Raw genomic sequence first — 18,852 nt, 5'->3', positions numbered from 1 at the left:
CCGGAATCATGTAGCCCGGTCGCGTCGATGCGCAGGCCTCACGGCCGCCAGCAGCACGATGCCGCTCAGCAGGAGCAGCGGCGCAAGAATGTGGATGGCGTCATCGAGGCTGCCCGTTCTGCTGCGGACGATACCGATTGCCCATGGATTGATGATGCCGCTCGTGATCCCGATGCTGCTGACGAGCGCGATGCCGGCCGCCGTGTCGCGGGCCGCGAAGTGTGTCGGCGGGACGGCCCAGAACACCGGCAACGCCGCATAGATCGACACGCATGCCACGGTGAGCAAGCCCAGCATGACCACGAGGCTGTGCGGACGCAGCGTCAGCGCACCGAGTGCGGCGGCGCCGCCGGCCGTGCACCACACGAAATGCCAGCGGCGCTCGCGGGTATGGTCGGAATGCCTTGCAATGACGATCAGGCCGACGACGCCGATCGCATTCGGAATGATGGAATACAGGCTGACGAGCGCGACGTCATCGACGCCGAAGTCGCGAATCGTCAGCGGCAGCCAGAAGTTGAGCGTGAGTGATGCGCAGGTCAGCGTGAAGTAGACGAACGCGAACAGGTACACCTTCGGATTCGCGGTGATGGCGCGTGTACTGCTCGCGCGCGTGGCCGACGCCTGCAAGGCAAGCATCGCGCCCAGACGCGTCTTTTCAGCCTCGGAGAGCCAGTTTGCCTGAGCCGGGGAATCGGCCAGGCACACTCGCGCGACGAGGCCGAGGGCAACCGCGGGCAAGCCTTCGAGCGCAAACATCCATTGCCAGCCGAAGAGTCCGAGCATGCCGTTCATGTCGCGCATGATCCATCCGGAGAACAATCCGCCAAGCATGCCGGCGGTGGCGACACCCGCGATGAAGACGGACATGATGCCGGCGCGCCGATGCGGGGGAAACCAGTAGGTCATGTACAGGATGATGCCCGGGAAGAACCCCGCCTCGAACACGCCGAGCATGAAGCGAAGCGCGAAATACGCCGACGGCGTGGAGGCCAGCATCGTGCCCATGGCCGTGATTCCGGAAAAAAGCATGATGCGCGGGAACGTCTTGCGCGCGCCGAAGCGCGCAAGCAGCATGTTGCTCGGCACTTCGCAGATGACATGGCCGAGATAGAAGACGCCGGCGGCGAGCCCGTACATCGCGTCGGTGAAGCCGAGATCGTGCTTCATCTGAAGCTGCGCGAAGCCGACGTTGATCCGTTCCAGAAACAGCACGACAAAGCAGGCGAACAGGAAGGGCACGATGCGCCAGGTGATCTTGCGATCGAGCACATGGTCTTCGTCAGGCGGATGCGTTCCGGAAACAAGGTTCGTCAGCAAGGACCTGACCATGTTCGGAATCGAAGAGTGGGCCGCCGTCGAAGGGTAACGCGCGCGGCGCTTTCTGGGTGGAACGGCATCTTCCGCTTTTTTTCTTAATCGGCGGCGTGCGGACCGGCTTTACTTTTGCGAGGAAGCTAGTCTATAACCGGAACATCCTTGAAAAATAATCAACGATGAAAGTCACGCTCGACGAGCTTCAGACCTTTGCCGCCGTGGTCGACACGGGTTCCATCACTGCCGCCGCGGAGCAACTGGATCAGACCGTCTCCGGCGCAAGTCGGACTTTGGGCCGGCTCGAAGAAAAACTCCAGACCACGCTTCTGAGGCGAACCACCCGCCGGCTGGAACTGACGGACGAAGGCAAGAGTTTTCTTCAGAACGCACGTGAAATCATCGATGCGGTGGAACGTGCCGAAGAGCAGATTGCTGCGCGCCGCGAGCGGCCGTCCGGATTGTTGCGCGTCGATGCCGCGACGCCGTTCATGCTGCACGTGATCGTGCCGCTGCTCGCCGGATACCGTGAACGCTATCCGCACGTCGAACTGGAACTGAACAGCAATGAAGGGGTGATCGACCTGCTGGAACGCCGCACCGACGTCGCGATCCGCATCGGCAGGCTGAAGGATTCGACGCTGCACAGCCGCCCGATCGGCAGCAGCCGGATCCGCGTGCTCGCGTCGCCACGATATCTGGAAGCGCATGGGCATCCGAAGCGCGTCGACGAACTCGCGGGCCATGCGCTGCTCGGCTTCACCCAGCCCGAGTCGCTCAATGTGTGGCCGCTTTCGGCACGGGACAGCGAGCCGTATCGGATTACGCCGGCTATCGCGTCCTCGAGCGGCGAGACGCTGCGGCATCTCGCGCTGGAAGGACAGGGCATCGTATGCCTGTCGGACTTCATGACCCTGCGCGACCGGCGCGAAGGCAAGCTCGTGCAGATCCTTGCGCGGCACACGCAGGAAGTGCGGCAGCCCATCAACGCCGTCTACTACCGCAACACGGCGATCTCGGCACGGATCGCCTCGTTCGTCGATTATCTGGCCGACGCCGTCACGACCACCGAGTTCGCGCTGACGGGGCGGCGCTGAGCATCCTGAAGATGCCTCAGCGGCTGCTCAGGAGCGTGTCGAAGTCGCGGTCGAGCCGGTTCAGCGATGCATCGATCCGCGCACGCTTCTCCTTGATCCATTGATCCTGTTGCGCAAGCTTCGCTTTCGCCTCGGTGAGCATGCGCGTCATCTCGGCTGGTTGAGGACCGCCCAAGGTGCGCCGGTTATTGACGATGGCGACCGGATCAAGCGTCGAACGAAATTCCGCCTCGCTCATGGGCAGCACGCCATTGCCGTACCCTTGCGTGGTTTCCGCATAAATCCGCTGTGCCTGGTCATAGGGAAAGTCGCTGGGCTTGATGTCGTGCGCTCGCGCGTATTCCACGACCTCCGAAGCAAAGTGATGTCCCAGTCTGAACGGCAGCTTGTATTTGCGCATCAGCACGTCGGCGACTTCCTGCGAAGCGGTCCAGTCGCTGTTCAGTTCTTCCAGCGCGCGGCCCTGATCGATCACCAGCGCATTGAGGATCGCATTCCACTTTCGCAAGACCGTGATCGCGCTGTTCACCATCTCCTTGTTGTCGCGGACTTCCTTCGCGTCGGGCATGCCCGGAGGCAGATTGTGGGCGCGCATCACCGGGCCCATGGCGAGCGTGATGGCGGTGGAGGCATCGGCGCGGGTCGAATTCAACAAGCCCGGATTGCGCTTCTGCGGCATTGCGCTGGACACATAGGTGTTGTTGCCGCCCTCCTGCAAGAGGATCCAGGGACGCGGCTGCGCGTACTGCGTCATTACATCCTCGATGAAGCTCCCCGCATGAAGCGCGATGCTCGTGACGATCGCGCCCGCTTCGACAGGATGATCGACCGCGGCGATCTGATGCGCATCGTAAGCGTTGTCGACGATGCCGGCGAACCCCAGATACGCTGCCATGCGCGTTCGATCCAGCGGCCAGCTCGTGCCGTTCAGGACGGTTGTTCCCATCGGAGAGAGATCGATGCGTGCATAGGCTTCGCGAATGCGTTGCGCGTCACGATCGAGCGCGGCCGCATAGCCCAGCAGATAGTGACCGTAGCTGTTCGGCTGCGCCGCGACGCCGTTGGTGTAGTTCGGCACGATGGTGTGTTCGTGCTTCTGTGCGAGCGCCACGATCGTCGTGGCGGTCTGGTTCAACTGATCGGCGAGGCGCAGCATGTCGTCACGAAGGATCGCCGCGCGGTAGGTTGCGTGCATGTCCTGGCTCGAGCGTCCCGCGTGCAGGAGCGTGACATCCATGCCTGCTGCCTGGATCATCAGCGGCTCGAAGGTGATCACCGTGGACGGGCGCTTGCCGCCGGGTTGATCGCCATCGTGAAGCACCTTGGCAAGGCCCGCTGCGATGCCGGGCGCCAGCGACTTGTCCAGCAACCCCTCTTGCGTATTGATGACCGCGCTGGCCTTGTTGATCTCGCCGAGCCAGTAGAACTCGTCGCGGTTCGGCGTCTGCTGGGCTGCCGCCGGCAATGCATGGAAAAGAATCGCGAAAGCGAGTGGTAAGACTTTTTTTCTGAGCATGGTCTCGTTTGTTCTGGTCGCTTCAGTGGGCACGACGGAGTCCGCAAGTTGTTGCGGCTCGTCGCCAAGACAGCGATTCTAATCGCGTAAGCCCGAAGCTGCGACGCGCAAACCTCAAGCGACGAATATCCCGAATCGAGGCCGCGCTCCGTTAATAAAATCCGGAACGCATTCCGTTTTTTAATGGACCGACGCGTTCCGCCCCGCGCGATACAGCCCGGCTTCGTATAGGCCCATGGGGTCTCAATGACCCTCAGCAATCGAGCTCCGACACGATCAGGGCGCGTGCTGCACGCCCTCATGTTCGCTTTCGCAAGCACAGGCATACCCCGGCTTGCCCCAGTTGAACACGCGTGATGTCTTGCCGATGCCAGGATTGAACGAGTTCGTCGGGTCGAGTTGCTCGTAGAACTCGCGCAACGAAGCCTTGGCCTCGTACAGATGCCCGACGTTGTGCTCGGCCGGATATTCCGCGCCACGCGCGGCGAGCAGCGCAAGAATGGTGTCCTTGACGCGGTCGCAGTCCACGCCCTTCTTCACCAGATACTCCTGGTGCAGCACGTGGCAGAAGAAATGGCCGCAGTACATCGTGAACTCGATGTCCTTCGTGATCTCCGGCGGCAGGCGCTCGAACCAGTCGGTGGTATTGCGCGGCAGGGCGATGTCGAGCGCCACGATGTCTTCCACGGTGCGCGGATGCACCGCGCGATAACGGACCATCGCGCCGCCGATCGCAAAGCGGTTGAGGAACGCCGCCTTGCCTTCCTCGTCGGTGCATTCGAAGTAGTCGCCTTGCTGCGTCGGGAAGCGCGCTTGCAGATACGCGCGCGCCTCCTGCACGCCGTCATTGCCCATCTTCAGCAGCAAGTGATGCTCGAAGCGGTCGCGGTACTCGATGAGCCTGCGCGGCAGATGCTCGGGCAACAGCCGGCTCGCGGCCTGCAACAACCGGTCGCTGATCGCACCGCCCAGGCCGGCCTTTTCGGTGAAGCCGTCGAAGCGGCTCTTCGCCGCGAACGCATGCGGCACCTTGTCGGTGCCGAACTTGCGGATATACAGGAACATGTCCTTGCCATAGCGGCGGGCAATGTCGAACGCGCCGCGATGCATGTATTCGCCCGCTATCGGCAGGCTCTCGAAGTCCGCAAGAATGTCGCGGCGGATCGTCTCGAGTTCGGCCGGATCGTTGCTGCCGACATAGAACACCTGGGTGTGTTCGTCCGCCGGGAAGGTATCCAGCCGCAGCGCGAACACCGCGAGATGTCCCGCGGAGCCGGACGCTTCGTAGAGCCGGCGCGGATCCGCGTTGAAGCGCGCGGGCGTGGCAGCCGAGATGTCGCGCACATGGGTGCTGTATTCATGATCCGATGCCAGCAGCCCGGCGGCAGCCGGAATATCGTCGGGTAGCTCGCCTGCATCGAGGCGCGCGAGGATGGCTTCGGCCGAATCGCCCAGGTCGATGCCCAGATGATTGACGAGCTTCAGTTCCCCGTCCGCCGTGATGCGCGCGTGAATGGACAACTGCGTGAACGCGGGACCGCGGCGGATCAGCGAGCCGCCCGAGTTGTTGCAGATGCCGCCCGTCACCGAAGCACCGATGCAGCTCGAACCAATCACCGAATGCGGCTCGCGCCTGAGCGGCTGCAAGCGCTTTTCCAGTTGATCCAGCGTCACGCCGGGCTGGCAGACCACCTGTTCGCCGTTGCGAATCAGATCGAGCCGGCGCAGCCGCATGCCGTTGATGATGATGACCGGGCGGTCATAACCTTCGTCCGCCGGAGTCGATCCGCCTGTCAGCCCGGTATTGGCCGCCTGGCAGATGACGATGATGTTGGCCTGGTGGCACGCTTGCAACGCGCGCCACATTTCAACCAATGTACCGGGTTGCACGGCAGCCAGCACCGCGCCGCCGCCGTAGCGATAACCCTGCCTGAAGCGGCGCGTTTCAGTGGCGCCGGTGAACACGAACTTGCTGCCGACGATATCGCCGAGCGACTGGATGAGTGCTTGCATGTTGAACGATTCGTTGTGGTCGCGGGGTCGCGGGGTCACGTCGCGCTGTCGTCGCCATGGACGGGGCTTGCGTCGATCCTAGCATGCGTCCTTGCGAAGCCTTGACGGTGGAGGCGAGGCGGTCAGGGAATACCCTAGCCTTGACCGGCATCAACAGCGCACCGGATAATTGTCCATATCGTGATTTACGTGTCCGTATTATGGACGTCGCTGCAAAGACGTTCCGGCACGCAGATCACCCGTATCGGACTTCAAAACGAGATATCCATGCCCACGATCGTCGAAACCAATCCGATGACGCCTTACCAGCTGCCTTTCCCGAAGGAAGCGCAAAAGGAAGTCGTTGTCCCGTTCGCCATTCCCACCGATGAACGCGTGTGGGTGCCGCAGGCCGAGAACGTGTCGTTCCGTCCGCTGTGCCTGAATGCATCGCAAGGTTACTGGATGAACCTGCTGCGCGTGCGCAAGTCGGGCGTGCTGAGCCGGCACCGCCATCCGCAAGGCGTGCACGGCATGGTGCTGAAGGGGCGCTGGAAGTATCTGGAACACGAATGGACCGCCACGGAGGGCAGCTATGTCTACGAGCCGCCGGGCGAGACGCATACGCTGTACGTGCCTGAAGACGTCGAAGAGATGATCACGTACTTCCAGGTCAACGGCGTGATGTTCTATTGCGATCCGTACGGCAACTACACCGGCTACGAAGACGTCTTCACGAAGATCGACATGTGCCGCAAGCACTACGCGCAGGTCGGCCTGGGCGAAGACTACGTCGACCAGTTCATCCGATGAACATGCATTCCGCCCAGGCTGCGCTCGCGACTTATGACTTCGCGGGGCGCGTGGCTGTCGTGACGGGCGCGACCGGCGGCATCGGCCGCGCGGTCTGCGACTCGCTGGCGAAGCAGGGCGCCACCGTCGTCAACTGGGATCTTGCGCCCGGCCCCGACGACGCCACGCCCGCCGCCTCGCAATGCCAGGTGAACATCGCCGATCCCGCGTCGATCCAGCGCGCGCTCGACGCCACGCTGGCGCGTCATGGCCGCATCGACTTCCTCGTCAACAACGCGGGCTTCGCCGGTTCCACCGCGCCGCTCGATGATTACGATCCCGACGAGTGGCAACGCATCGTCGAGATCAATCTGATCGGCACGTTTCACGTGAGCCGCTTCGTCGTGCCCGAGATGCGCCGCGCGGGGCAGGGCCGCATCGTCAATATCGCGTCGCTGGCGGGCAAGGAAGGCACGCCCAACGCATCCGCGTACAGCGCGGCCAAGGCCGGCGTGATCGCGATGACGAAGTCGCTCGGCAAGGAACTCGCGAAGACGGGCGTGCTCGTGAACGGCATCGCGCCGGCTGCGGTGGAAACGCCGCTGCTCGGCCAGATGTCGCCGGCCCACGTGCAGACGATGATCGACAAGAGCCCGATGGGCCGCCTCGGCACCGTCGACGAAGTCGCGCAGCTGGCGCTCTGGCTCTGCTCCGATTCCTGCACCTTCAGCACGGGCGCGATCTTCGATCTCTCGGGCGGCCGCGCCACATACTGATAGCGGCCAGCGGGCCTCCGCCGGACGGCCCGTCACGCATGCCGGACCTGACCTGAACCACGCTGGACACCACAACGCAAGTCGAGGGGACACTCATGCTTCAGAAATCGAAGCGCCTGAAACGCACGCAGGTTATCGCGGTCGTTTTTCTGACGATCGCAGGCATCGTCAATTATCTGGACCGCACCACGCTGTCCATCGCGAATCACTCGGTCAGCGAGGAATTGCACCTGAGCGGCGCGCAGATCGGTCTGCTGCTGTCCGCGTTCTCGCTGGCTTATGCGTTCGCGCAATTGCCAGTCGGCGCGATGCTCGATCGCTTCGGCTCGCGCGCCATGCTCGGGCTCGGCATGCTGGTGTGGTCCGTCGCGCAGATGGCGGGCGGCTTCATCCAGTCGCTCAATCACTTCCTGTTCGCGCGCACGATTCTCGGCATTGCCGAGGCGCCGCTGTTCCCGGCCGGCGCGAAGGTGGTCAACGAATGGTTCGCCGTGCATGAGCGCGGCGGGCCGACCGGCACCTTCATCGCGTCCTCGACCATCGCGCCGATGATCGCGCCGCCGCTGCTCACGGTGCTGATGCTGTCGTTCGGCTGGCGCACGATGTTCGTCATCATGGGCGTGCTCGGCGTGCTGGTCTCGGTGGGCTGGTACGTGTGGTATCGCAATCGCGATGAAGTCACGCTGACGCAGGACGAGACCGAATGGCTCGACCAGAACGCCAAGACCGAAGCGCGTCCGAACAAGGGCCTGAGCTTCAAGGAGTGGGGCGCGCTCTTCAAGCTGCGCAACACGTGGGGCATGATCTTCGGCTTCATGGGCGTCATCTACATGGTGTGGCTGTATCTGACCTGGCTGCCCGGCTATCTCGAACATGAGCGCCACCTGAGCATTGCGAAGACCGGCTGGCTCGTGTCGATCCCGTATATCTTCGGCACGCTCGGCATGGGCGGCAGCGGCTATATCGCGGACTATCTGCTGCGCCGGGGCATGGCGCCGATCCGCAGCCGCAAGTGGCCGGTGTGCATCGGGCTGATCGGCGCGGCGGCGTTCACCGTGCCGGCCGCGTACACGCCGAGCACGGCCATGGCGATCGCCTACGTCTCGCTCGCGATGTTCTTCGTGAATCTCGCCAGCGGCAGCGCCTGGGCGCTGGTGACCGTGGCGGCGCCGCGTCACCTCGTGGCTTCGCTCGGCAGCATGCAGAATTTCGGCGGCTATCTCGGCGGCTCGTTTGCGCCGGTCATCACGGGCATCGTGGTGGATCAGACGCATTCGTTCGTCAATGCACTGCTCATCAGCGCAGCGGTCGCATTCGCCGCCGCCCTCGTGTACCTGTTCGTGGTGCGCGAAGTGGCGCCGCAGCAGGCCAGCACGCACGTTCCCTCGGTTTCATAAGCAAGGCATCGATCATGACATTCTCCAATAACCTCTTCGCAGGCAAGACCGCGCTCGTGACGGGCGGATTCTCGGGCATCGGCGCGGCGATTGCGAACCGGCTCGCCGAGATGGGCGCGAGCGTCGTCGCGGCGGGCCTGCCGCCTCCGGGCGACGTGCCCGACGTCCTCGCGCCCGTCGTGCGCAAGGCCACGCTCAATGTGCGCTCGAATGACGAGATCGTTGCGTTGATCGGCTCGTTCGAGCGGCTCGATATCGTCGTGAACTGCGCGGGCGTGATCAGCCGCGTTGAAGAGCATCAACCCGAGGTCTTCGAGCGCGTGCTCGACATCAATCTGAACGGCACGATGCGCATTTGCGCGGCGGCGCGTGAGCTGCTTAAGGCATCGTCGGGCTGCATCGTGAACACGGCTTCGATGCTGAGCTTCTTCGGCGGCGGACTGGTGCCGGGTTACAGCGCGAGCAAGGGCGCGGTGGCGCAACTGACGAAGTCGCTGGCCATCGCGTATGCGGCGGACGGCATTCGTGTGAACGCGATTGCGCCGGGCTGGATCGCGACGCCGCTTACGCAGGCATTGCAGAACGACGACGGCCGCTCGCAAGCCATTCTCGAGCGCACGCCGATGAAGCGCTGGGGCTTGCCGGAAGAAGTCGCGCAAGTGGCAGCGTTCCTGTGCACGCCGGCTGCTTCGTTCATGACCGGCGCGATCGTGCCGGTGGATGGCGGCTATCTCGTTTCCTGAGGTTCATCACCTGCTCGTGCAAGCGGTCTCGCATCTGCCGGAGGGCAGGGCGAGACCGTTCTTTTTTGCAAGCGCGTTCAGAACCGGTAAGCAACCGTCACCTGTGCCGATAGCGGCGGGCTCGGCATCAACGTGTAGTCGAAGGTCGCCGCCGAGCCGCCGGTGTAGTACTTGCGGTTGAACAGATTGAAGACGTTCAACTGCGTCTTCCACCGGCCTTGCTCGTACGACGCCATGGCATCGGCGCGCACATAGCTGCCGAGCTTGAACGTGTTGGGCAGGGTCGCTTCACGGGACCCGACGTAGTACAGGCCCGCGCCGACCTGCAAGCCCGGCAGCGACTCCAGCCGGTACACGGTCCAGAGGCTCGCGCTGTGACGCGGGACATTGCTCAGCACATCGCCGACGGGGTAGGTGGTGTCGCTCGTCACGGTCGCGAAGGTGTAGGCATAGGTGAGGATTGCCTTCCAGCGCGGCGTGATGTTGCCCGCCACGTCGAGCTCGATACCGCGGCTGCGCTGCTTGCCCGTCAGCACTTCCAGCAACGGGTTGGAGGGATCGGTGGTGAGGATGTGATTCCGCTCGATGTCGAACAGCGCCAGACTGGCGCTCAGCCGGTCCTTGATGACATCGTGCTTGACGCCCACTTCGTATTGTTCCGCCACTTCGGCGTCGTAGGTCACGTTGCTGCCGCTATGCCCGACATTCGGCGCATGGCTGCGGCTCCAGTCGGCGAACCATGACGTATTCTGCGTGGCTTGCCACACCAGGCCGATGCGCGGCGAGAACGTCGTCTGCTGGCCGTGGCCGGCGGGTTGGCCGGCTTCTTCGGCCTGGTTGATGAAGCGGTCTGCCCGCAAGGCGGCCTGGAGCGTGACCACCCGCGTCAGTTCGGCGAGATCCTGCACGTACACGCCGTAGTCCTTGCCCTGTCCCTGATGGCCAGGCAGCGGATCGCCCGGTGTCAGGCCGGACAGATAGGCCGGATTGAACAGGTCGAGCGACATCGTCGAGACTTGCGAGCCGCCGCTGCCGATCTTCAGATAGCTGTAGTCCACGCCCGCCAGCAACGCGTGCTTCACGCTGCCGGTGAAGAACTTGCCGGCCAGTTCGGCACGGGCCGAGTATTGACGGGAAAACTCGTTCGCGCCGCTGTAGACGGAGTAATCGAGCAGATTGCCGGCGGGTGTCGTGCTGTCGGGGAAGGACTGGGTCGAGAGCTGGCGCGCATAGGCGTATTGCCCGGACAAACGCAGCGTCCAGTTGCTCGACAGCGCGTGTTCGAACAACACGGTTTCGGCGAAGGTGTCGTTGCGGCCGTAGTCGCCGTCGATGCCGGGATACATGCCGCTGCGCAGCCCGTAATAGCGGGTGCGGGACAGCGACTGATAATCGGGCACCGCTGGCACGCCGAAATCGAAGCCATCGCGGTTCAGGTGGTTGTACTCGGTGAGCAGCGTCACCGAGGTGCCGCTGTGGTTGTCCCACGTGATGGCCGGCGCGAAGGACCATGAGCGATAGCCCGCATTGTCGCGGAACGTCGAATTGCTCTCCGCCGATGCATTCAGCCGGACGCTCAGCTCGTCGTTCAAGACGCGGTTCACATCCACGGTCGAGCGCGCGAGACCATGCGTTCCCGCCGTGACCCCGACTTCGCCGAAGTTGTCCTGTTCGGGCCGTTTGGAAACGGTGTCGATATAGCCGCCCACCGCGCCGACGCCGCCGTACAGCGCGCCCGCCGGTCCCTTGAAGATCTCGACGCGGTCGATGTTCTGCACGTCGCGGAAGGCGTAATAGCCGTAGTTGCGGAAACCGTCGCGCAGGCCATTGCTCTCGCTGAAGCCGCGGATGTTGAAGAACGTGGCGCCATTGCCGCCATAGCTGGCTTCGGCATGCACGCCGCTGACGTTGTCGGCGATCTGGTCGATGCGCGTGACGCCGCGTTCTTGCAGGATCTCCGACGGCACCACCTGGACGGATGCCGGGTAGTCCTTCAAGGGCGTGCCGGTGCGCAGGAGGTTGTCGGCCGTGCCGGGTGCATAGACGGGCGCGAAGGTATCGCTGACGTGGACGGCGGGCAGGGCGGCGGTATCGTCGACGGACGGCGATGCATCCGCCGCACGCGCCTCGGGCACGCTCACAAGGCCCGCACACATCATGGCAGCGGCAATTTGAGCGCAGCGTGCCATGGGCGCGCGCGTGCCGGCGACGTCCGCTCGCCGCGGTCGTGGTTCGATGTTCATGGTTTCGGTTCAGCAAAAGGAATAGTCGGGCTCGCGCGTCGCCAGGAGCGCGCGCGCAGCGGGAAGACTCGTTCTCAGATGAACAGGGGAGGCGCCCGCGACAACGGGCGAAGATGGGGTGACGCACGCGTCGGCCGGTGCGTCGGAAGGACGCGCCACCGTTCCGTGACGCGCGTCAGCGCAAACAGCACGATCGCGAGCGTCACGCTCACGCAGGCAACGAACAGCGCGGCGCTGAAGGGGCAGAGACCGTCGTCCGATGCCATCGGCGTCTGCATCGGCGCGCCGCCGCTTGCGGACATGTGCATGTCGCCGTGCATCATGTCCTCGTCGGACATGTTCATCATCGCGTGGGCGTCGGGCGCGAACATCGGACCGTGCCCGGAACAGATGACAAGCGCAAAATCGCCCTGCGCCGCCGATACCGGATCGAGCATCACCGCGCCCGGCAACAGGGCGCGCGCAAGAAGCAAGGCGAAAGCGGCCAGCACACTCAGCCGGCTCGCGATTCCGCCCCGCAGGAGGAACCGGCGAAGGGCATTCATGGCGCGCATTTTAACCGGCTATCTCAAAATTGAGGCGGCCGCGTTTCGGTAGATTCAGCGTGGCGCCATCGCTGCTTTCGCTTGACGCGGGTGAGTCGGAAGAGCGGCAGGGCTCCAAAAACGCCCGTTACAAAGGACGCACGGCTCACGCATCGATATCCGTGCAAGCGGCATCGAGTTCGAGCGGCAGGACGCCTTCGCTCCCGCGAATCAACGCATACACAAACTCCCCCGGAACCGTCTCCGAGCGGATCAACGCGTCCGTGACCTCCCGCAGGACGGCCTGATGCCGCTCCAGCAATTCGAAGCAGCGCGTGTCCATCTCGTTCAACATCGCGTTGGCCTGTGCGATCGCCCCGTCGAGCTGGCGTCCGGCGCTCTCGCGTGGCAGCGCTGCAAGGCTGAACAGATTGCCGTCGCTGCCGAAGCCCAGTCGCGAGACCATCTCCAGGCTGATGCGCGATGCCTCCTGCAGATCCTGCGCCGCGCCGCTCGACGCCTCGCCGAACACCAGCAATTCCGCGTTGCGTCCGCCGAGCAGCACCATCAGTTCCTTTTCGAGTTCGCTGCGGCGGTACAGATGCTTCTCCTGCGGCTTCGTGATGAGCGCCATGCCCAGCGCGCCGCCGCGCGGCAGCACCGTCAGTTCCTCCAGCACGCCCGTGCCCAGCAGCGCCGCGACGACGCCATGCCCCGCCTCGTGCACGCCGACGCGGCGCACCTCCTCGGCATCGAGCGCCTTCTGCGCGCCGCTCACGTCGCCGATGCGCACGACCTTGACCGCCTCGCGCAGATGCGCCGCGGCCACCGAGTCCGCACCCTTCCGGCGCGCGATGAGCCCGGCCTGATTGACGATCATCGCCAGCGAGGCCGGCGACAAGCCGACCGTCAGCCGCGCGAGCTGGGCGCAGTCGATATCCGCGGCACGCGACGGCATCCTTTCCAGGTAATACTCGAAAATCTTCACGCGATCCGCGACATCGGGCAGGCGCACCGGCACGATGCGGTCGAAGCGGCCGGGACGGCGCAGCGCTTCGTCGATGCTCTCGGGAAAGTTGGTCGCCGCGACGACGATCACGCCATCGTTCTTGTCGAAGCCGTCCATCTCCGCGAGCAACTGGTTGATGATGCGGTTGCTTTCGGCATCGGCGGAATCGGACGCGCCGGTGGTGCGCGCGGCGAGGCCGTCGGCTTCATCGATGAAGATGATGGCCGGCCCATGCTTGCGCGCCATCTTGAACAACTGCTTGACCTTCTGGATGCCGACGCCGTAGTACTTCGCGCTGAAATAACTTCCCGTGATGGCGATGAACTGCGCGCCGCATTCGCCCGCCAGCGCCTGCGCCAGCCGCGTCTTGCCGACGCCCGGTCCGCCCGTCATCAGCACGCCGCATGGCGGACGGACGCCCAGCTTCGCGAACGAAGCCGGATCGCGCAGATAGGCGCGGATGTCTTCGAGCGCGGCCTTGGCCTCGGCCGCGCCGATCACGTCGTCGAAGCTCAGGTGGGTCGGTTCGGTGATGAGCGTGGCATCGCCCTTCATCTCGCGACGCATGTAGCGGAAGATCAGGAACAGCAGCAGCACGGACACCAGCATGCTGGCCGAGTCGCGGAACGCGGCGAGCAGCGTCGCGAAGCCCGCATGCGTGCCGATCGATACATTCGGCAGCCACGCAATCCGGTAATCGGGCGCGCGGCCGTCCTTTGCAGGATTGAGCAGCAGCGCCTGCGAGAACACCGCGAAACGGTCGGTGACGAAGTAGCGCGCGCCGTCTTTCGTCGAGACGAGAATGGCGTCCAGCGTCACGCCGATGGCCGCCACGCGCTGCTCGCGGATGTCCGCGAGCATGCGCGACGCATCCTGCTCGGTGCGCGCCCATGGCGACGGGTCATCGCGCATCGCGCGGACAATGCTCGATGCCTGCAGCGGATCGACATGCGGCTGGGCCGTGCGATGCCGCAGCACGGCGCCGCCGATCGCGACCAGCACCGCGATGATCACCACAAAGGCGAAGCGCACCCGCCGTCGGCCCCACCGGGTCCACGGTCCGTTTTTTCCCGGTTTCATCAGCGGTCTTCCTCGAATGCGTATGCGTGCGTCCCTCTCGGGCGGGGACGTGGCGCTCATGCGGCGACGCATGAGCATGGCTGACCCATGGTGTACGCATCGCGGCGGGCTGTCCGTGCGGGTGACCGCTTTGGTCATGCAGGCGCCACGTCCAGTAAACTGGCGATCGCCATTCAACTTTCCTTCACCGATGTCCACTGAAGCAATCGAACCCCACGCAAGCTCCCTCCCACTGAACCAGCGCCGCCGCGTCTTCGCGGGCCTCATCCTTGCGATGATCCTGGCCGCGCTCGACCAGAGCATCGTCGCGACCGCGCTGCCGGTCATCGCCGGCGAACTTGGCGGACTCAATCACCTCACGTGGGTGGTGACGGCGTTCATGCTGACCTCGACCGTCAGCGCGCCGCTCTACGGCAAGCTCTCCGACATGTACGGCCGCAAGCCGTTCTTCGCGCTCAGCATAGGCATCTTCCTGGCGGCTTCGGCGCTGTGCGGCGCCGCACAGTCGATGAACACGCTGATCCTGTTCCGCGCGTTGCAGGGACTCGGCGCGGGCGGGTTGATGACGATGTCGCAGACGCACGTCGGCAGCCACGTGCCCCTGCGCGAGCGCGGCCGCGCTCAGGGACTCTTCACCGGCGCATTCGCGGTGAGCAGCGTGGCGGGACCGCTGCTCGGCGGCTTCATCACGAGCCACCCATCCTGGCGATGGGTGTTCTATATCAACCCGCCGATCGGCGCGCTGTCGCTGGCGCTGGTGCTGATGTCGCTGCCGAAGGTCGAGCGCGGCGGGCAACATGCCGTCGATTACGCGGGCGCGGTGCTGGTCTGCCTCGGCACGTCGGCGCTGTTGCTGGTGTTCAACTCGGCGTCGGCATCGTTCATGTCCGGGCTGCGCCTGCCGCTGGCCTGCGTGCTGGCGCTCGCGTGCTTCGCCGCATTGTTCTTCGTCGAGCGGCGCGCGCAAGAGCCGATCATCGACCTGAAGCTGTTCAGCAACGTGCCCTACGCCACCTGCGTGGCCGCGTCGGGCATCATGGCCTTCGCGATGATGGGCTCGCTCGTGTTCATGCCGCTGTATTTCCAGCTCGTGCTGGGCGAGACGCCCGAGCAGTCTGGCGCGATGATGCTGCCGCAAGTCGCGCTGATGCTGATTACCTCGGTGGCCGGCGGACGCTTCTCGGTCGGCAGCCTGAAGCGCATTGCAACGCTGCTGTCGATCGGCGTGTTCCTGGAATGCCTCGGGCTGGCATCGCTCGCGCTGCTCGCGCATCGCGGCGCCAGTGTGCCGCTGTTTCTTTGCGCGATGGCGGTGCTCGGCGCAGGCATGGGAATCGGCATGCCGAATGCGACCGTCATCGTGCAGAACTCGGTGCCCGAACGCGTGCTCGGCGCCGCGACCGCGACAATGGGTTTCGTGCGCTCGCTCGGCGCGTCGCTGGGCGTGGCGTTGTCGGGCGGCATCATGAGCTTCGTGCTCAAGCGCGAGCTCAGCGATCTGCCCGCGGCCTTCGACACCCAGGCGCTGCTCGATCACGGCCTCGGCGCGATCGCGCAGATGAGCGCCGCGCAGCAGGCGCAGGTCGTAGCGGTCTATCGCGGGGCGATTGGCGCGAGCCTGGTTGCAGGCGGCATCGTGATGTTCATCGGCTTCCTGCTGGTGCTCAGGCTGGCGCGCAGCAGGCTGCCGCAGCGTTAGGTTATGCCGCTCTCCGTTTTCTCACATGCCATCGAGGAATTGCTTGAGCGATTTCCTCGTTTCGCTTTGATTAATACAGGAGTTTGTCAGCGGTTTTTAGCAGTTAAAACACTTGCGTAAATGCTAAGTCTTTTAAAATCCAACAAAGAATGAACAAGAATATTTCCATGTACGGCATTTGTTCATCTTGTCTAAAAACTTGCGACCTTATATTTTTCTCATAGGCCCATCGTGCTTAGAACCGAAGCTTGGTCGGCCAAGGAAATCGGTCAGACTGTTGGCATCGCCCGCCTGGGCTATGGGAGCACGACGTGATCAAATACCTTGCAATGTTGCTGGTTTGCGTCGCGTCAGTCATAGCGGGCTGCGGCGGTGACGATAACAATTCCGGCAATACCCATCTCAGGATTCTTCACGCATCTCCCGACGCGCCCAACGTCGATGTTTATATCGACAACGGCCTCGTCCTCGCAAATGTTTCTTATCCCACTGCGTCGAATTACCTGACGATTGTTGCGGGCGCGCATAACATCAAGATCAACGCAGCGGGTACTTCGACTACGGTAATCAGCGTTTCACCCTCGCTGGCACGAGACAATTTCTATACCGCCATTGCAGCGAATTTCGTGGCAAGCATTCAGCCGCTTCTCGCGACCGATGACGCATCGGCGCCTCCCGCCGGACAAGCGCGTTTGCGAGTGATTCACGCTGCGCCCGAGGCGGGTCCCGTGGATGTACTCGTCAATAACCAGGTGGTGTTGTCGAATGTGCCGTTTGCGGCGATCAGCAACTACCTTTCGGTCGCACCCGGCACTTACGATGTGAAGGTCAACGTTGCAGGGACGTTGACGACCGCAATCGAAGCGAATATCGATGTGGCTGCGGGCACGAACTACACGGCGGTGGCGATCGGGTCGGTCAAGACGGCTGCGACGAACCCGCTTGCACTCAAGGTGTTGGTGGACGGGAAGTGAGTGCGAACCCGGACCGGGCATGAAGTTCGGAATGCCCATGTCACGGTCCGTTACCTCGTACTTTGCTTAACATAATGCTTATGATGAAACTTTTTAAGCGAAGCGGCCATATCTTGACCTATGGCCAGCCCGAGATGGGCAATCTCTGGCTTCAATGCTAGAAGCGCCTCAAGCCTGCCCGCCGATGATCTTGCGGATCGCTTCTTCGAATGCTTCGGAAGGCTGTCCGCCGCTCACCAGATACTGGCGGTCGAAGATGATCGCCGGGACGGATTGAATGCCGAGTTCCTGGAACTCCCGCTCTTCCGCGCGGACTTCATCCGCGAACCGGCCGCTGGCGAGCACGTCGCGCGCTTGTTCGGCATCGAGTCCGACGCTTCGTGCTGCATCGATCAGCACGTCCGCCTGGCTCACGTCCTTGCCGTCGCCGTGATAGGCGCGCAACAGCGCGAGCTTGAGCTCGAGCTGCTTGCCTTCGATGCGCGCCCAATGCAGCAGGCGGTGCGCATCGAAGGTGTTGTAGACCCGGTTGCGTTCACCGAACGTGAAGCCTTCCTGCCCGCCGCGCTCGCGGATCATCGCCTGCGATTCGGCGATCTGCGCGGGCGTGCGGCCATATTTGCGGCCGATATAGTCGACGATGCGCTCGCCTTCCGGCTGCATGTCCGGATTCAGTTCGAACGGATGGAGTGTGATATTGGCGTCGACGGAGTCGCCGAGGCGTTCCAGCGCGCGTTGCAGCGAGGTAAGCCCGACGGCGCACCACGGGCAGGCGATATCGGAAACGAAGTCGATTTGAAGAGTGCGGGACATGGGGGATTGAGTGGAATGCGAGTTCGACAGGGTAGCGTCAAACGCCGGGGCTTGCAGGCATCGGCCGGAAGCGATGCGCTTGCGCATCCTCACCAGCACACGTATCCGCCATCGGCGAGCACGATCGCCCCGGTCATGAGACTCGCCGCATCGCTTGCAAGAAACAGCACCACAGAGGCGATCTCGTCCACCCGGCCCAACCGGTGCATGGGCGTGTTGCCGACCCAGCCCTGCAAGCGCGCCTCGTTTTCCTTCGCGTGCACGTACTGGTTCATCTCGGTGTCGATATAAGTGGGCGCCGCCGCATTCACCCGCACGCCGCGCGCGCCCCACTCGGCTGCCAGCGAACGCGTCAGATGATGCACGCCCGCCTTCGATGCGTTGTAGTTCACCTGCTCCTGTGGCCGGTTGACGATGAATCCCGACATCGAGCCGATGTTCACGATACTGCCGCCGCCCCGCTCCAGCATGCCCCGGCCGAACGCGCGGCACGCCCGGAACACGCCGGTCAGATTGACATCGATCACGCGGCTCCAGGTTTCGTCGCTCATGCTTTCCGCCGGGTGATCGGAGATGGCGATGCCCGCGTTGTTCACCAGCACATCCACGCGCCCGTGCCGCGCCACGATGGCGTCGTTCACGCGCTGCGCGGCAGCGGCATCGGTGACGTCGAACACCTCGCCTTCCACCGTCGCGCCGGTCGCGGCAAGCCGGGCGACGGCATCGTCGAGCGCCTTCGCGTCGTAGTCGGTCAGCACGACGCGCGCGCCCGCTTCGGCAAGCGCCTCCGCAATGGCGAAACCGATGCCCCGTGCAGCACCGGTAATTACCGCGACACGGTCGTCCAGCCGGAATTTGTTCATGTACATGCGTGGATCCTCAG

Annotated in this window: 15 protein-coding genes; 7 read left to right on the top strand and 8 right to left on the bottom strand. The window is 63.8% G+C overall.

What is annotated here, in order from left to right; translation table 11 throughout:
- Positions 1–6: 6 nt before the first annotated feature.
- Positions 7–1,332 (bottom strand): MFS transporter, encoded by a 1,326-nt coding sequence (locus QCE62_RS24650; RefSeq protein WP_309924150.1) that lies wholly within the window; start codon positions 1,330–1,332, stop codon positions 7–9.
- A gap of 164 nt (positions 1,333–1,496) precedes the next feature.
- On the opposite strand from QCE62_RS24650, the gene QCE62_RS24645 reads away from it, so the two are divergent.
- On the top strand, positions 1,497–2,411 hold the full coding sequence (locus tag QCE62_RS24645; protein ID WP_309924147.1) for a LysR family transcriptional regulator: 915 nt from the start codon (positions 1,497–1,499) through the stop codon (positions 2,409–2,411).
- Positions 2,412–2,427: 16 nt separating this feature from the next.
- Here QCE62_RS24645 and QCE62_RS24640 read toward each other — a convergent pair whose 3' ends face one another.
- Positions 2,428–3,927: an argininosuccinate lyase gene (locus QCE62_RS24640; protein ID WP_309924144.1), complete on the bottom strand. Its 1,500-nt coding sequence runs from the start codon at positions 3,925–3,927 to the stop codon at positions 2,428–2,430.
- A 276-nt stretch (positions 3,928–4,203) separates the two neighbouring features.
- A complete protein-coding gene (dld, locus tag QCE62_RS24635) occupies positions 4,204–5,940 on the bottom strand; it encodes a D-lactate dehydrogenase (protein WP_309924143.1) in 1,737 nt (578 codons plus the stop codon).
- A gap of 267 nt (positions 5,941–6,207) precedes the next feature.
- Here dld and QCE62_RS24630 point away from each other — a divergent pair, with 267 nt between their 5' ends.
- The 4 genes from QCE62_RS24630 (at position 6,208) to QCE62_RS24615 (ending at position 9,627) form a co-directional block, all read left to right on the top strand.
- On the top strand, positions 6,208–6,732 hold the full coding sequence (locus QCE62_RS24630) for a 2,4'-dihydroxyacetophenone dioxygenase family protein (protein ID WP_309816733.1): 525 nt from the start codon (positions 6,208–6,210) through the stop codon (positions 6,730–6,732).
- On the top strand, positions 6,729–7,487 hold the full coding sequence (locus QCE62_RS24625; protein ID WP_404987432.1) for an SDR family NAD(P)-dependent oxidoreductase: 759 nt from the start codon (positions 6,729–6,731) through the stop codon (positions 7,485–7,487). The genes QCE62_RS24630 and QCE62_RS24625 overlap by 4 nt, the downstream gene beginning before the upstream one ends.
- A gap of 95 nt (positions 7,488–7,582) precedes the next feature.
- Entirely contained in the window at positions 7,583–8,884 is a 1,302-nt protein-coding gene (locus QCE62_RS24620; RefSeq protein ID WP_309924141.1) for an MFS transporter, read from the top strand.
- Between the two features lie 14 nt (positions 8,885–8,898).
- A complete protein-coding gene (locus QCE62_RS24615) occupies positions 8,899–9,627 on the top strand; it encodes an SDR family oxidoreductase (protein ID WP_309924139.1) in 729 nt (242 codons plus the stop codon).
- Positions 9,628–9,704: 77 nt separating this feature from the next.
- On the opposite strand, the gene QCE62_RS24610 is transcribed toward QCE62_RS24615, so the two are convergent.
- From QCE62_RS24610 to QCE62_RS24600, 3 genes are all read right to left on the bottom strand, one after another.
- Positions 9,705–11,816, bottom strand: a complete 2,112-nt coding sequence (locus QCE62_RS24610; protein ID WP_309924137.1) for a TonB-dependent siderophore receptor — start codon at positions 11,814–11,816, stop codon at positions 9,705–9,707.
- 128 nt (positions 11,817–11,944) lie between these two features.
- Positions 11,945–12,415 (bottom strand): hypothetical protein, encoded by a 471-nt coding sequence (locus tag QCE62_RS24605; RefSeq protein ID WP_309924135.1) that lies wholly within the window; start codon positions 12,413–12,415, stop codon positions 11,945–11,947.
- A 145-nt stretch (positions 12,416–12,560) separates the two neighbouring features.
- Positions 12,561–14,483: an AAA family ATPase gene (locus QCE62_RS24600; protein WP_309924133.1), complete on the bottom strand. Its 1,923-nt coding sequence runs from the start codon at positions 14,481–14,483 to the stop codon at positions 12,561–12,563.
- A 190-nt stretch (positions 14,484–14,673) separates the two neighbouring features.
- Here QCE62_RS24600 and QCE62_RS24595 point away from each other — a divergent pair, with 190 nt between their 5' ends.
- Positions 14,674–16,182, top strand: a complete 1,509-nt coding sequence (locus QCE62_RS24595; protein ID WP_309924132.1) for an MDR family MFS transporter — start codon at positions 14,674–14,676, stop codon at positions 16,180–16,182.
- A 311-nt stretch (positions 16,183–16,493) separates the two neighbouring features.
- Positions 16,494–17,156 carry a DUF4397 domain-containing protein gene (locus QCE62_RS24590; RefSeq protein ID WP_309924130.1) on the top strand — a complete coding sequence of 221 codons (663 nt, stop codon included), beginning with the start codon at positions 16,494–16,496 and terminating at the stop codon, positions 17,154–17,156.
- A 168-nt stretch (positions 17,157–17,324) separates the two neighbouring features.
- Here the strand turns inward: QCE62_RS24590 and QCE62_RS24585 are convergent, their stop codons facing one another.
- Together QCE62_RS24585 and QCE62_RS24580 are read right to left on the bottom strand one after the other, a co-directional pair.
- Positions 17,325–17,969, bottom strand: a complete 645-nt coding sequence (locus QCE62_RS24585; protein ID WP_309924128.1) for a DsbA family oxidoreductase — start codon at positions 17,967–17,969, stop codon at positions 17,325–17,327.
- Between the two features lie 89 nt (positions 17,970–18,058).
- Positions 18,059–18,838, bottom strand: a complete 780-nt coding sequence (locus QCE62_RS24580) for an SDR family NAD(P)-dependent oxidoreductase (RefSeq protein WP_309924125.1) — start codon at positions 18,836–18,838, stop codon at positions 18,059–18,061.
- Between the last annotated feature and the right edge of the window lie 14 nt (positions 18,839–18,852).

Source organism: Caballeronia sp. LZ033, from assembly GCF_031451265.1.
Taxonomy (GTDB): domain Bacteria; phylum Pseudomonadota; class Gammaproteobacteria; order Burkholderiales; family Burkholderiaceae; genus Caballeronia.
Note: the sequence above shows the minus strand (reverse complement) of the source record. Positions and strands in the feature narration are given on the sequence as shown.

Excerpts from the sequence above, each read along its gene's own strand:
- QCE62_RS24650 (WP_309924150.1), bottom strand. The coding sequence starts at position 1,332 with ATGGTCAGGTCCTTGCTGACGAACCTTGTTTCCGGAACGCATCCGCCT.
- QCE62_RS24645 (WP_309924147.1), top strand. The coding sequence starts at position 1,497 with ATGAAAGTCACGCTCGACGAGCTTCAGACCTTTGCCGCCGTGGTCGAC.
- QCE62_RS24640 (WP_309924144.1), bottom strand. The coding sequence starts at position 3,927 with ATGCTCAGAAAAAAAGTCTTACCACTCGCTTTCGCGATTCTTTTCCAT.
- dld (WP_309924143.1), bottom strand. The coding sequence starts at position 5,940 with ATGCAAGCACTCATCCAGTCGCTCGGCGATATCGTCGGCAGCAAGTTC.
- QCE62_RS24630 (WP_309816733.1), top strand. The coding sequence starts at position 6,208 with ATGCCCACGATCGTCGAAACCAATCCGATGACGCCTTACCAGCTGCCT.
- QCE62_RS24625 (WP_404987432.1), top strand. The coding sequence starts at position 6,729 with ATGAACATGCATTCCGCCCAGGCTGCGCTCGCGACTTATGACTTCGCG.
- QCE62_RS24620 (WP_309924141.1), top strand. The coding sequence starts at position 7,583 with ATGCTTCAGAAATCGAAGCGCCTGAAACGCACGCAGGTTATCGCGGTC.
- QCE62_RS24615 (WP_309924139.1), top strand. The coding sequence starts at position 8,899 with ATGACATTCTCCAATAACCTCTTCGCAGGCAAGACCGCGCTCGTGACG.
- QCE62_RS24610 (WP_309924137.1), bottom strand. The coding sequence starts at position 11,816 with ATGGCACGCTGCGCTCAAATTGCCGCTGCCATGATGTGTGCGGGCCTT.
- QCE62_RS24605 (WP_309924135.1), bottom strand. The coding sequence starts at position 12,415 with ATGAATGCCCTTCGCCGGTTCCTCCTGCGGGGCGGAATCGCGAGCCGG.
- QCE62_RS24600 (WP_309924133.1), bottom strand. The coding sequence starts at position 14,483 with ATGAAACCGGGAAAAAACGGACCGTGGACCCGGTGGGGCCGACGGCGG.
- QCE62_RS24595 (WP_309924132.1), top strand. The coding sequence starts at position 14,674 with ATGTCCACTGAAGCAATCGAACCCCACGCAAGCTCCCTCCCACTGAAC.
- QCE62_RS24585 (WP_309924128.1), bottom strand. The coding sequence starts at position 17,969 with ATGTCCCGCACTCTTCAAATCGACTTCGTTTCCGATATCGCCTGCCCG.
- QCE62_RS24580 (WP_309924125.1), bottom strand. The coding sequence starts at position 18,838 with ATGTACATGAACAAATTCCGGCTGGACGACCGTGTCGCGGTAATTACC.